The organism is Gloeotrichia echinulata CP02 (genome assembly GCA_038087035.1).
GTDB lineage: Bacteria > Cyanobacteriota > Cyanobacteriia > Cyanobacteriales > Nostocaceae > Gloeotrichia > Gloeotrichia echinulata.
The window spans coordinates 6243665-6257598 of record CP051187.1; the positions used below are offsets into that span (position 1 = coordinate 6243665).

The following is a 13934-nucleotide window of genomic DNA, read 5'->3' on the forward strand; positions in this document are numbered from 1 at the left end:
CACCAATGCCCTATGCCCTATGCCCCAAGTCGGGCTGTCCCTTGCTACCAGATTTGATATGACAATCAATTTTTTGATATCGAACTCAGGTATTTAGAGAATCAATTAACTCAGTTCCTGTGTAAGTTGGCAGCCAACCCTCTGCTGTGGTAAAATAGCGTACCCCTTTAAAATGCAATGATGCCGTAAGGCTACACCAATGCTCGACACCGGCGGGAATCAGAAGATAGTCTTGTTTCTGAACTAACAGCTGTATCTGACTACCGTCTGGTCGCACGAAGCCAAAAATCATCTCTCCAGCCAAGACGTAGAGCGGTTCAGCAGCAGTATGAATATGATAACGGCTATAGGTGGCAATCAGCGTCTGGATATGGGGCGAACCTGGGTGTACATTTAGCAAGTCACACCAGAGATAGGCATTTTCTTGGTGGAGAAATTCAAAGACGCCGTTATGGAGTTCTAAAATATAGCTTTTCTCTGAGTCAGTCACAACGTCTTGCTGTAGTAAGTCGGGGAATAGCAGCGAGGTTCCTGGATCGTAGTGTTTTAGGTAAATCCCCAGGGGAGCAAGTTCACGATCTATCTCACCTAAATCACTCTCAATTGTGCCGTCGTCAAGTAGTAGTGTAGCCATAGCAGAAAGACTAATTAGCTGTTAAGAAGAGTATAATTAATTTTGAATTAAATAGCCACTATTTCCGATAGATAAACCGGAGATTCATTGCCAAGTTGCAGATGTTGACCGAGTTATCCACGCCGAGCAAGCCCCTAAATTCTATTTATGGGGGCTAGGCGTGGGCGATTTTAATCTCTACGAGACGCTGCGCGTTAAGCGTAGCTATGCCGCAGGCTTTACGCCGTCCCCATTCCTCAACAAGTACTGGCACTAATCCCTCGGGTTACAGCTTCATTTTTTATGTTATCCCAAGCTGTTGGAGTTAAAAAAACAGTCCTTTTACCTTTGATTTCGTCGTGATAAACTGGTTGATTTCTAATCCTTTTTATCCCTTTTTTAGTTGTCATCATAATAACTAACTGCTATAATATAGCAATTCTGAATGATTCATGAGAAAATACGGGGGTATGTTACGTACTTTAGATAACTGGCTTTGCAACTATGTATTCCGCAATATATATAATTTTATAGCCACAAAATTCAGTTGTTAAAGTGTTTTAAAAGCTACTTTTAGTATTAAGTATTTTCTCACGTATGATTCCGGATTGCTATAGATAGAGATTAACAGATGCAAGGAGGTGATGCAAGAGTGTTGGTATTGGAATATAAAGCAGTTGTCAAAAGAGCCACATCAAAAGCCATAGATGAAGCTATTCGTACGAATCAATTTGTCCGAAATAAAGTGCTTAGATATTGGATGGATAATAGAGGGATTAAGCCTTCGGCATTAAAATGCGGCAAGAAAGAACTATATCAGTACAACACTCAATTAAGAGCAGAATTTAAATTCGTCAATGATTTAAACAGTCATGCTTGTCAAGCATCAGTAGAAAATGTAGAACGTGCTATCAATAGATTTTTTGATAACTGCAAGAAAAACAAACCTGGAAAAAAGGGTTATCCCCGGTTCAAAAAGCATAGCCGTTCAGTCGAATATAAGGTGTCTGGGTGGAAGTTGCACCCAACAAAACGCCGTATAACTTTCACTGATAAAAAAGGTATTGGCGAACTCAAGCTATTAGGTAAATGGGATATTCATCAATACCCTGTTGAACTAATTAAACGAGTAAGGATTGTGCGTAGAGCCGATGGGTACTATGTGCAATTTTGTGTCAAGATTGATAATCAGCAAGAAGCTCCACGAACTACATCAGAAATCGGAATTGATGTCGGCTTGGAATATTTCTACTCTGATAGCAATGGTAATCATCAGGAGAATCCGCGATTTCTCCGCAAGGCAGAGAAAGATATTAAGCGGGTTCAACGTAACATTTACAAGAAGAAAAAAGGGTCATCTGGTAGGAGAAAAGCGCGTGGTGTTTATGCTCGGAAACATTTAAAAGTAACAAGACAAAGGAATGAACATGCGAAAAGACTCGCACGTAACTTAACCCTGGCTAACGCTAAGGTTGTCTTGGAAGATTTAAATATTTCCGGCTTGGTAAGAAACCACAAACTAGCCTTGAGCATTTCTGATGCTTCTTGGTACAACTTCCGTCAGTGGCTCGAATACTTTGGTGCAAAATTTGGACGGGAAATCATTGCGGTTCCTCCCCACTTCACAAGCCAGGAATGTAGTAATTGTGGTGCTAGAGTGCAAAAATCTCTCAGTACCCGTACCCATTCTTGTCCACATTGCGGATATATTGAACAACGTGATGTGAATGCTGCTAAAGTAATTTTAAGTCGTGCAAACGGTAGGGGTGGGCAATCCCAAACTAACGCCAGTAGAGATGTTCCCTCTACTTCTGTTGGTCGCAAGACCTGCAAAAGCAAGGAACGTCAGTGACGCTGGAATCCCTCGGATTTATCCGTGGGGAGTGTCAACAAAACACTGCAACTCGCTATTATAGATTTTCCACTGCCACAATGGCATTCAATGGAACTAAACACTGGTGCGATCGCTACATTACACGATATATAAATAAAATCATTGGTGTTCCCTATTAATTGCCAGATCACACAAAACCATGACTTTAAATGTCACTATTTCTTCTAATCCTTTACTCACGGGCTATGGCTTACCTCCCTTTGCAGAGATTAAACCAGAGCAGGTAGTACCAGCCTTCGACCAGCTACTGGCAGAACTTGACCAGCAGCTTACCAGCTTGGAGGCTAATGTACAACCTACTTGGAGCGGTTTAGTAGTACCTCTAGAAAGGCTAACAGAAAGGCTGTACTGGAGTTGGGGTATAGTCAACCATTTAATGGGTGTGAAAAATAGCCCCGAACTTCGTGAAGCTCATGAAACTGTACAACCACAGGTGGTGCAGTTTGTCAACAAGCTTGGTCAAAGCCAACCCATATACAATGCTTTTAAGGAACTGCGTAATAGTGAAACTTGGGCAACATTAGAATCAGCCCAGCAACGCATTGTCCAAGCAGCCATCCGAGATGCTGAACTTTCCGGTGTAGGCTTACAACCAGAGGCGCGGGAACGTTTCAACGCTATTCAGATGGAGTTAGCAGAACTTTCTACCAAGTTCTCAAACCATGTATTAGATGCTACCAAAGCCTTTAGTTTAACTCTGACGACAATTACCGAAATCGACGGCTTACCCAGTAGTTTACTCAGTCTAGCAGCACAAGCGGCTCGGTCTGCGGGTGAAGAAAACGCCACACCAGAAAATGGCCCCTGGCGCATCACCTTAGACTTTCCCAGCTATGGGCCGTTCATGCAGCACAGCACCCGTAGAGATTTGCGGGAACATCTGTATAAAGCTTATATCACTCGTGCCGCCTCGGGTGATTTGGATAATAACCCGTTAATTGACCGCATTTTGGAATTGCGACAAGAACTAGCAAATCTACTAGGTTTTCAGAACTTTGCACAGTTGAGCCTAGCTAGTAAAATGGCTCCCAACGTTGAAGCAGTCGAGGCGCTATTAGAAGAACTACGTCACGTCAGTTATAATGCTGCTGTTCAAGACTTAGAAACACTCCAAGCCTTTGCTAAAGCCAAAGGCGAGACAGAGGATTTAAAGCACTGGGATATCAGCTTTTGGGCTGAACGCCAACGGGAAGAAAAATTTGCCTTCACATCTGAAGAATTGCGTCCTTATTTCCCTCTTACCCAAGTCTTAGATGGCTTATTTGGATTAGTACAGCGGTTGTTTGGTATTACCGTTACCCCAGCCGATGGACAAGCTCCAGTCTGGCATGAGGATGTACGTTATTTCCAAATAGCTGATGAAACTGGTACTCCCATAGCCTACTTCTACTTAGACCCTTACAGCCGTCCAGCCCAAAAGCGCGGTGGTGCTTGGATGGATGTATGCATCAATCGTGGTAAAATCACTGAGAATGGTCTTACTACCATTCGCTTACCTGTAGCATATTTGATTTGTAACCAAACGCCCCCAGTTGATGGCAAGCCAAGCTTAATGACTTTTAATGAAGTAGAGACTTTATTCCACGAATTTGGTCATGGCTTGCACCACATGCTCACCCAGGTGGATTACACAGGGGCGTCAGGTATCAACAATGTCGAGTGGGATGCAGTAGAACTGCCCAGCCAGTTTATGGAAAACTGGTGCTATGAGCGACCAACGTTGTTTGGCATGGCTAAACATTACGAAACTGGCGAACCCTTACCAGAACATTATTACCAAAAGCTACTAACCGCACGCAATTATATGAGCGGTAGTGGTATGCTGCGGCAAATCCACTTTAGCAGCGTTGATTTAGAACTACATTATCGCTATCGTCCTGGGAATCAAGAAACTCCCACAGATGTGCGTCATCGCATTGCCAAGAGTACTACTGTTTTACCTCCCTTACCAGAAGATGGCTTTTTATGTGTTTTTGGACACATTTTTGAAGGTGGATATGCAGCGGGTTACTACAGTTATAAATGGGCTGAAGTCCTCAGTGCTGATGCTTTTGCTGCTTTTGAAGAAGCAGGGTTAGAAGATGAAGCCGCGATACAAGCCACAGGTAGGCGTTACCGTGATACAGTGTTGGCTCTTGGTGGTAGCAAGCACCCGATGGATGTGTTTAAAACCTTCCGGGGTCGGGAACCGAGTACGAGTCCTTTGCTGAGACACAATGGTTTAGTGGCTGCGGTTTAAATCCCCTGCACTTCGTTTAGCAAAACTCTGATACATATAGAAGCCAGTAGGGGCACGGCATTGCCGTGCCCCTACCAACGTATTTGTATCATACTTAAAGTGAAACGGTATTACAACTATATGGGTGACTTAGGAACCCACATAAGCTTTGTAGGGGCGCAAGGCTTGCGCCCTTACGCCTCCTCATCAAATCGGGTGCGAAAGCCTCCATATTTTAGCCAATATTGTTTCAAATTGTGGCAGGGTGTATGTAAACTAGCTCTTGCCCTATACAGAATGACTTGACGATGATCGCCCATCCAAATTTTGTCAATTGGGTCAACCGAAATAACAGTGCCTCCTAAAGCTCCTACGCATTGGGAAAAACGCTCAATAGCACTATAATCTACGGTTTTAAAAACAAAGAAATTACCTGAACAAATTAAATGCCTACTGCGAATCCAGCACTGCATTTTTTTCTGCGCTTCTGGGGGTAGCATATTCGCTTTAATGGCCAGATTAGGCAGGGAAATATCATAGGATGTTTGGAACTTCATGGGCGAAACTCTCCCGTTTTTCAAACCGCAATGGTCCAAAGGTAGATCCCCAAATTTGCTGGTGTGTATTTACATCGATGCCTTTATCTAGGCTTACCCAAGTGGTTTGTGTGATTTCGACGTAACTATCAAGATAAGTCTGGCAGCCATTTTTCTCAATTAAGCATAAGTTTCCAGGTTCAACAGAGCCGATAAATCTATCTCCCTCTTGTTGAAAAATCATCGAGCAGTGATATCGGCGTTGGATACAATCTGGGGTGATGGTTCTCAGAATGCTTAACTCACGGGCTGCACCAGCATAAAAAAGGGCATTTTTTAAACTGTAGTTTTCGATATAAATCTGATCGCCTTGAGCGACTAAACGATGCACTCCCTGTCGATAAGGTCTCCACAAATCATAGTCATAAACTTGTTCTGAATAAAGCCCAATTCCAGAGAAGAACTCAAACGGTAACGGACGAAAGAAAATGTGAATATGGGCGTAATCTTTAGGATTTTCAAATGCCTGTTGATAATTACTGAAATCACCTGCCATCCAACGAGCCAAGGTGATTAAATTAGTCGATATTGTCTGTTCAATATGTGGTGGGGAAGAAGTCATAACTAGATGAGGATAAATAAACTATACAAAAATCAAACTTCAAAAGATGACTTTAACCTATGGCAGAAGTGTCTATAGACATAGCAAAACTCACGTAGTCAGTTCCTATTTAGACTGCACGCTCTGAGGTTTTATATATATGACTAGAAATGACTAGTGCTGTATTTTCGGCTCTAGGTTAATTCTGAATATCCTGGCGGATTTCTGAGGAAAATGAGGCTGTGACAACTCCTGAACCGGCACTGGTTTTAATTAGGGAAACCCGACAACGAACATTGGGGTTGACAAACCAAATTTTCTCCTCGGCGGCGGCGTGATCATAGGCGGTAATCAGCACGAATGTGCCGTCTTCTGTCAAGTAATAATCTCCAGCCGCTGCGATAGTTTCAGCATAACCTTGATCTCGCAGGAGTTTGCCGCGATGGGGATGAATTGGATCGGGGATGGGAACCAGGACGCAACTGCCTTTGATTTCATTGTCATCCCAGTCTGATTGACCTTCCCAACTCATCCGAAATGGGGAAACCACTGTCTGAGGATGAATGTTATAGGTTTTACACAAGTCAATCACAGCCGGATCATCATCTAGGAGAGAAACAATATCTATCTCAGACTTTACTGCTTCAAAGTGACTGAAGGCTAAATGATGGGCGCTGCGTTGCGATCGCCAACGCCCAATAGAATTTGCAACAAACTCCCTAATATCCATCAACTCTTGGGTTTCCGTTTTTAGCTATTTGCTGAGAATTTTCGGGCGATTTTTGGAAAAATTGCCTGCCTATTAAAAAAGTTAATTATCTTGGGTGGGCAATGCCCACCCTGTTAAACGTTACACAATTTCGGTAATGCTGACGATTTTGCCAGAAGTGCGATTAATCCGCTGAATTTGCGGGGTCATTTTACTAGCTGGGACAATGTATTCAGTATTACTGGTGCGGCGGGGGCTGTCGAATTTGGAACCTTTTACCACGATTTTGAACCGTTTTTCGGTGCCAGAACCAATCACAGTTGCCGAAGAGGCTTTAATGGCATTGGCGCTATTGGTCGCAACTACATAAAGTAATTGGGCAGCTTTGACTGAGCTGTCAATTTGAGCAGGGCCGCGATCAAGGGCAAACATCCGGTTGTAGCCCACTTGCTTGAAGTTGGCTGCGCTGCTTCTACCGCGATAGTAAGGCACTACGTTTTCGCCAAAGGCTGCTTGATATTCACTACTATCGATGTAGGAATCAATTTCAGCATCGTAGCCCTCGGCTACAGTGCGAACAATATGCTCGGAAACTTCTCTTTGATCCTGGGGTGCCCGACCAAGCAAATGTAGGAAGTTAAGTTCTACAAAACGGTAGGGAGCGCAGGATTGGAAGTAGCGGGCGCGATAAAAATCAGACTTAGCAACGGCGCGGACAAATTCCCGCACAGAGATGGAGCGATCGCATAATTGTGACTCTGCTGTCACCAACCGCTCACTCTCCATCACATGAGGGTTGCCTAACACTTGTTTGTAAACGGCACGGATGATAGTTTGAACTTCCTCTAAGCCACTAGCAGGCCATAGTTCAAGAATTGTCTGGGTGGTCATTGAAATTTATAGCAACCGCCAAAGTGCTTAGGACATTAACTGATGATAAAACCTAGACACAATCAGACTTGTAACCCAGTCCCCAGCGATGCACTGAGCGGTCGTTGTGTCCCCAGTCCCCTGCTATACCTCCTCAATTTTGGTAAGTTTTCCACTGATCTAGACAGCAGTGATACTGGCAATCACACCGCCCTGCTGGTGAATCCGTTGATACTCTTGAGAGAGCTTCTCGTAAGGCACCAAAAAGACTTGGTTGGAACGGCGAAACTTGGAAATATTGTTGAAGGTTTTGGCTCGATAACCCGTGACTTCAATGCGGTAAACTTTACCACCTGCACTGGCATCAACTCCATGACGAGTACGCGAACCAGTGGGGGGTGTAGAGAATCTCGCCCCATCACTAGCAGGTGAAATTACTGCTGTAGGTGTGTTTTGAATTACTAATGCATTTAACTTGGGAGCTGTACCCGACAAGTCACCTTTCAGGCTGCTGCTAGAAGCACCCCGCACCAGTTGGAAGGTGTGGGTAAATTGCACCATGCTCGTACAAGCTTCTGTCTTGTAGCCCCGGATATAGGGAACAAAGTTTTCCCCAAAGGTATTTTGATACTCATCACTGTCGAGATAAGAATCGATCTCAGCTTCAAACCCTTGAGTATCGAGGATTGTACTGTGGGAGCGCATTTCTGACAAATCCAGGGGTGGACGACCCAGCAGATGGCGGAAGTTGAGTTCAATCGCCCGGTAACGCGCACAACTGGTGAAAAAGCGAGAACGATACAGTTCCGATTTAGCCACTGCTCTGACAAACTCGCGGACGCTCAATTCACCCCGCTTAAACTGGGATTCTGGCACAGCTAGCCGTTCACTTTCCATGACATAGGCATTGCCTAATACTTGCCGATACACTGCCCGAATAATTGTTTCTACTTCTTCTTGTGAGCGACCTGGCACCCACTCAACGGGAGGGGTTTCATCAAATAGGCTAACTCCCAGGCGTGAAGCTGGTCCAAATGGCATTAATTGTTTCTCCTGTTAACGAAAGTTAAAGAAAATTGTTTCAATTTGTAAATGAATTTCAGATTGATTACCCAGTCCAAGCAAATTACTGGATTAATTTGTTCCCAGCCAAATTCCCAGCTTCCATCAGGATGGAAGTTTTGATTGCCCAGATAATCAAGATTTTTAGGCGTTTTATACGCTTTGTTATGATCAATTCTCTTATGAGCGTGTAATTATGACCATCAAGATTTGTAAATCTTGATAAAATGAGAGCGTTTTGCACTCAATTTGCACAAACGATTTTCATGGAATAGGGTATGGGGGGCAAGTGGCGTCATGGGACATGGGGGAAAAGCCCAGTTATTCCGTAGTAAATACAAGCACCAGCACCGAGAACATAAACAAACCAAGTAAGAAAAAATCCCATCGCCCGACCGGGTGAATCAATTTTGGATTTTGGATTTTGGATTTTAGATTGACCCCATGCATGAATGCAGGGGCTTCAATGTAAGAAAGGGCAAAGGCTATTAGTCAATTTTGTTTTGAGGGATTTTTGGTAGTGTGAGCGTCTCGCTCACGCGGGCAAGATGCCCGCACTACAGTCCATCATTTTTATCTTGACAGAGTACTATGATGCCATTGATGCCAACAAAAAAGGTGGAAATAGGGATAGACATAGAAAGTTTTCACTCAAGCTTTAAGTGCGGGACAGATACTCCAAAACTCCAGATTCATCAGACCTTTTGCATAAAAAAATCAGAACCCCACCCCGCCAATGCTTCCGCAAATTCTCCCCTCCCCGCTTTCGCTTAGGGGCTGGGGGTGGGGTGTTAGGGGACTTTTGCAACAGATCTATATTATTAATTTTTTTAACATTAACTTGATCAAATTTGAAGTTTTGATAATTTGAGTAAAAAATAAAAATAGTCCTCTTGTAGATAGATGTAGGTGTCTAAACGTTTCTCTAAGCAGCTAAAGCAATCTGGCGCAAAAAAATCTCAACATCAACGACGCACTCACAAGCGTTTGATGCAAACTATATTTAAGAACGCCCATGATGCGATCGCCTTGATTAATGATCGCTTATATTTGGTAGATATGAATATTGCTGCTTGTGATTTACTAGGTCTGCCACGTCAGAAACTAAAAGGGCAAGCTTTATCTAATTTCATCACTGCGGAATTTGCTCGTCAACCAAACTCTGGGAGTTTTCCACCAAGACAATCATTAATGGGGGAATTGTTGGTTTCATCTTCTGGCCAGATGCAGCGAGAGATGGAGTATACCTTAACACCTAATGTCCTTCCCCACTGTCATCTGTTGCTATTGCGAGACAATAGTCAGCGCCGGGAATCAATGCAGGCGGAATTAAAACAGCAACAGCAGCGGGTGGAACTGTTTTCGGAAGTAACGCTGAAAATTCGCCAGTCCTTACAGATCAAGGAAATTCTGCATACCACCGTCACCGAAGTGCAACGGATTCTGCAAGCAGATCGCGTGCTAATTTATCACGTATTACCGGATGGTACAGGAAAAACCATCAGCGAATCGGTTTTACCAGATTATCCCACATTGATGGATCTGGAATTTCCCGAAGAAGTTTTTCCCCAGGAGTATCAACAATTATATGCTCAAGGAAGGGTGCGGGCGATCGCCAATGTACATGAAAAAGCAGCAGGGTTAGCAGATTGTTTGGTGGAATTTGTCGATCAATTCCAGATTAAAGCCAAATTAATTGTACCGATAGTGCAAAACCTCAATGCCCACTCCCAGAATCAGCTTTGGGGTTTGTTAATCGCCCACCAATGCGACAGCGTTCGCCATTGGGTAGATTTTGAGTTGGAATTGATGCAACAATTAGCGGATCAAATCAGTATTGCTTTATCTCAAGCCCAACTACTGGAACGCTTAGAAGAGGTTGTAGCATCTCGCACTGCAGAATTGCAAGAGGAAATTAATGTGCGGATGCAAGCAGAAGCGGCGTTGCGCCAGAGTGAGGAGCAATTGCGATTGATTACCAATGCGCTGCCAGTACTGATCGCTTATGTGGACGAGCAACAACAATATCGCTTTAATAATCAAGCATATCAGGATTGGCTGGGACAATCTCCTCAAGAAATTTATGGTTGCCATCTGCGTCAGGTTTGGGGAGAAGATTGCTACCAAAGAATGCAAGTTTATGTAAAAACAGCTTTATCTGGGCAAGCTATTAACTATGAAAATGATATTCTTTTAAAAGATGGGAGTTGGCGAGCGGTTGATGTAATTTACATTCCGCATTTAGATGAAGAGAAAATAGTCAAGGGATTTTTCGCTCTTAGCAGCGATATTAGCGATCGCAAAGCTATTGAACGGATGAAAGATGAATTCATTTCTATCATCAGCCATGAATTGCGGACTCCCCTCACTTCCTTGCACAGTGCCCTAAAAATTTTAGCTACAGGGCGATTGGGCAATCTTTCGAGCGAAGGACAGCAAATGCTAGGAATTGCCGATGACAGTACTGAACGCTTAGTGCGTTTAGTCAACAACGTCCTCGATTTACAGCGCATTGAGTCTGGCAAAGTCATCATGGAGTGCCAAGCCTGTAATGCTGCTAATTTGATGATCCAAGCAGCAGAGGCAATGCAAGCAATGGCACAGCAGCATGAAATAACTCTGGTCAAACAACCACAGGATATCTCAGTGTGGGCAGATGCAGATTATATTTTACAAGCTTTAACAAATTTACTCAGTAATGCCATCAAGTTTTCATCACCTGGCGGGACTGTTTGGCTAACAGTGGAACAAGAAAAAGGCTCCTCAAACCTCTCCAAAGAAGTGGTGTTTCGGGTGCGAGATGAAGGACAAGGTATTCCATCTGACCAACTCGAACGGATCTTTGAAAGGTTTCAACAAGTAGATTCGTCAGATTCCCGCAAAAAAGGTGGTACTGGTTTAGGGCTGACCATCTGTCGCAAAATTATTGAACAACACAACGGCAGAATTTGGGCAGAGAGTACTCCAGGATGTGGAAGCACCTTTGCATTCACATTACCTATTCTTGAGTGCGCCAATATCCAATGAGGGGGGATCTATGCATACGAAGCGGATTTTAATTATTGATGATGAAGAAACCATTCAAACCGTTGTGCAATTTGGCATCAAAATCGCAGCGGGATGGGAAGTTTTCACTGCTAGTTCTGGCTTTGAAGGCATCCAGACTGCCCAAACCAAAAAACCTGATGTGATTTTGTTGGATGTTATGATGCCAGATATGGATGGTATTGCTACCTTTAAAAAACTCCAATCTCATTCGGAAACAGAACAAATTCCGGTGATTATTTTAACCGCCAAAGCACAAACAGCGGAAAAGCGTCAGTTTAATGATTTGGGAGTTAGTGGTGTCATTACCAAACCCTTTAACTCTCTGGATCTACCGGAGCAAATTAGTAGAATTCTCCATTGGTAACCCCATCGATATTAAAGGTTGATGCCCTAAGCCGATCGCGTAGTTTGTGACTGAGGGGAATGAGTGCTGTATTTGCGGAAGCTGCCCAATCTGCTGCAAATCTTCATCGGTGAGATACCGTCCCTCATCATCAGCCGCCTGGAATAGCTGAATAGCCTCCGTTGGATGGGTATTTTGCCAAGTAGCAAAACTGACAATTCTGGCTTTTTGAATCAGTTCTCGAACTTTTTCACTCAATTGTGGCTCAGTCATGGTCAAAATTAATGAACTACCCCATCTTATACCGTTTCACTTTAAGTATGATACAAATACGTTGGTAGGGGCACGGCAATGCCGTGCCCCTACTGGCTTCTATATGTATCAGAGTTTTGGTGAAATGGTATTACTTCGTTGAAGATGGGGCTGTAACTTAATTTCAGAGTTGAAATTCTATGGATATTAGTCAAATCGAAACCGATCTGCAAAACTCGGATTTTCAATACCGCCTGAAGGCGATCTCTGCCCTGCAAGATTATCCGGCTGATGTCGCTGTTCCTTTACTCAACCGCCATATCCAAGACCCAGAGTTTCTGGTGCGAACCTTTGTTGCTAGGGAGTTGGGTAAGCAAAAAACCTCAGAATCTTTTGCTACCCTGTTGCAAATTATCAAGTTTGATAACACCCCCAATGTCCGTGCAGAAGCGTCTAATTCCCTATCTTTATTTGGCAAAATTTCTGCCTCTCATCTGGTGCAAACATTTTTGCGAGATGATCACTGGTTGGTACGTCGTAGTATTTTGGCAGCCTTAGTAGAAATGGATTGCCCGGAAGAAGTTCTAGAGGTTTGTCTTCTAGGATTAGCAGGTGAAGATGCCGCAGTCGAGGAAGCATGTGTAGATGCGCTGGGGTCCTTAGCGACTTCCCGTCAGTCTGAAGCAGCTTTGTCCCAACTCCTGAACCTGAAGAATTCTCAGTCTGAATATATCAGGGTCCGAGTTGCTTATGCCCTCAAGCACTTTCATACGAACGAAGCCAAAGAAGCCCTGGCGCAACTGAGACAGGATGCCGATTATCGGGTAGTGGCGGCGGCAATGGAAAATTTAATGTTATAGCTTTTCTAGGCTGGCGCGTGTGGTGCGACGGGTTAAAGCATGAGGTGTATCTAGCTCATGTGCAGGTTGGCTAAGGAGGCGCGATCGCATTTCCTCACTCAGTCCCTGAACATGGCTAAAATCTGCTCCGGCAATGCTTTCCAGTTGCTCAAACTCAACGCCAGTCAAGTCTGCTGCTCGCAAATCTGCTCCTGCTAAATTGGCTCCATTCAACCGAGCATTGCGTAAACATACTCCTGGCAACCAGGCTTTGCGGAAGTCTGCCTGACTGAGCCGCGCCCCTTGAAGATTAGCACGAGTTAGATCACCCCCCCCCAAATATGCTCCCAACATACTTGCTCCCTGCAAATCGGCATGACGCAAGTTGGCTGTATTCAGCTGGGCACCATTCAAATAGGCATTTGGCCCAATCGCCCCAGAGGATTTGTAATTAAACCCTTCGGGAAACAGGGTTTGGCTATCATATCTTGCTCCTAGCAGCTTGGTATCGGTCAAATTAGCTCCCCGCAAATCTGCGCCACTGAGATCGACTCTGTACAAACAAGCTGCCTGTAAATTGGCATCCCTCAAAATCGCTTGGCACAGATCCGCAGCCCGTAAATCAGCATTACTGAGATCCGCTGCACTGAGATCCGCTTTGCTCAGATTCGCACGAATCAAAGTGGCTTGATGCAAATTGGCTCTTTGCAGATCTAAATCGCTGAGGTTGAATTGGTAGAAATCTTTTTCTGTCAGAGCAAATCCTGCCTTGAGGATAGCCAAAACATCTTGGGGTGTCTTGTAAGTCTCCCTGCTGATCATGGGTTGAAATCGTGAGATTATTGTAGGGGTATTGTACCGCGATATATGTACAATCTTGACATCCTCACCACCCCAATACTGCTCGGTTAAGGAATTTCTTGGTTGAGGCAAGCTCTTGGAGCAGGGG

General features: G+C 44.1%; 14 protein-coding genes. 6 read left to right on the top strand and 8 right to left on the bottom strand.

The annotated features are described in order from the left end of the window. Nucleotides 1-85 precede the first annotated feature (85 nt). Nucleotides 86-634 carry a cupin domain-containing protein gene (locus tag HEQ19_27820; protein ID WYM02719.1) on the bottom strand — a complete coding sequence of 183 codons (549 nt, stop codon included), beginning with the start codon at nt 632-634 and terminating at the stop codon, nt 86-88. Nucleotides 635-1265: 631 nt separating this feature from the next. Between HEQ19_27820 and HEQ19_27825 the strand changes: the two genes are divergently transcribed. The 3 genes from HEQ19_27825 to HEQ19_27830 are packed head-to-tail and all read left to right on the top strand — an operon-like array spanning nt 1266 to nt 4746. Then, nucleotides 1266-2465 (top strand): transposase, encoded by a 1200-nt coding sequence (locus HEQ19_27825; protein WYM03664.1) that lies wholly within the window; start codon nt 1266-1268, stop codon nt 2463-2465. Continuing rightward, a complete protein-coding gene (locus tag HEQ19_31430) occupies nt 2462-2626 on the top strand; it encodes a hypothetical protein (GenBank protein ID WZI67040.1) in 165 nt (54 codons plus the stop codon). The genes HEQ19_27825 and HEQ19_31430 overlap by 4 nt, the downstream gene beginning before the upstream one ends. A gap of 20 nt (nt 2627-2646) precedes the next feature. Then, entirely contained in the window at nt 2647-4746 is a 2100-nt protein-coding gene (locus HEQ19_27830; GenBank protein WYM02720.1) for a M3 family metallopeptidase, read from the top strand. Nucleotides 4747-4919: 173 nt separating this feature from the next. Here the strand turns inward: HEQ19_27830 and HEQ19_27835 are convergent, their stop codons facing one another. The 5 genes from HEQ19_27835 to HEQ19_27855 form a co-directional block, all read right to left on the bottom strand. Further along, nucleotides 4920-5282: a CpeR family transcriptional regulator gene (locus HEQ19_27835; GenBank protein WYM02721.1), complete on the bottom strand. Its 363-nt coding sequence runs from the start codon at nt 5280-5282 to the stop codon at nt 4920-4922. Next, a complete protein-coding gene (locus HEQ19_27840; GenBank protein ID WYM02722.1) occupies nt 5260-5883 on the bottom strand; it encodes a chromophore lyase CpcT/CpeT in 624 nt (207 codons plus the stop codon). The genes HEQ19_27835 and HEQ19_27840 overlap by 23 nt, the downstream gene beginning before the upstream one ends. 178 nt (nt 5884-6061) lie before the next feature. Further along, entirely contained in the window at nt 6062-6592 is a 531-nt protein-coding gene (locus HEQ19_27845) for a phycobiliprotein lyase (GenBank protein WYM02723.1), read from the bottom strand. A gap of 120 nt (nt 6593-6712) precedes the next feature. Further along, entirely contained in the window at nt 6713-7462 is a 750-nt protein-coding gene (locus HEQ19_27850; protein ID WYM02724.1) for a phycobilisome rod-core linker polypeptide, read from the bottom strand. Between the two features lie 159 nt (nt 7463-7621). Continuing rightward, the gene (locus tag HEQ19_27855) at nt 7622-8482 is read right to left on the bottom strand and encodes a phycobilisome linker polypeptide (protein ID WYM02725.1); all 861 of its coding nucleotides are present in this window, start codon (nt 8480-8482) and stop codon (nt 7622-7624) included. 930 nt (nt 8483-9412) lie between these two features. Between HEQ19_27855 and HEQ19_27865 the strand changes: the two genes are divergently transcribed. Together HEQ19_27865 and HEQ19_27870 are read left to right on the top strand one after the other, a co-directional pair. Beyond that, nucleotides 9413-11530 (top strand): ATP-binding protein, encoded by a 2118-nt coding sequence (locus HEQ19_27865; GenBank protein ID WYM03666.2) that lies wholly within the window; start codon nt 9413-9415, stop codon nt 11528-11530. Between the two features lie 10 nt (nt 11531-11540). Then, nucleotides 11541-11915 (top strand): response regulator, encoded by a 375-nt coding sequence (locus HEQ19_27870; GenBank protein WYM02726.1) that lies wholly within the window; start codon nt 11541-11543, stop codon nt 11913-11915. Here HEQ19_27870 and HEQ19_31435 read toward each other — a convergent pair. Beyond that, complete coding sequence (locus HEQ19_31435; GenBank protein WZI67041.1) at nt 11880-12167, bottom strand: hypothetical protein; 288 nt, start codon at nt 12165-12167, stop codon at nt 11880-11882. The two genes, HEQ19_27870 and HEQ19_31435, sit on opposite strands and share 36 nt — an antisense overlap. A 179-nt stretch (nt 12168-12346) precedes the next feature. On the opposite strand from HEQ19_31435, the gene HEQ19_27880 reads away from it, so the two are divergent. After that, nucleotides 12347-13006, top strand: a complete 660-nt coding sequence (locus HEQ19_27880) for a HEAT repeat domain-containing protein (GenBank protein WYM02727.1) — start codon at nt 12347-12349, stop codon at nt 13004-13006. On the opposite strand, the gene HEQ19_27885 is transcribed toward HEQ19_27880, so the two are convergent. Further along, entirely contained in the window at nt 13001-13807 is an 807-nt protein-coding gene (locus tag HEQ19_27885) for a pentapeptide repeat-containing protein (protein WYM02728.1), read from the bottom strand. The genes HEQ19_27880 and HEQ19_27885 overlap by 6 nt on opposite strands. Nucleotides 13808-13934: the final 127 nt, after the last annotated feature.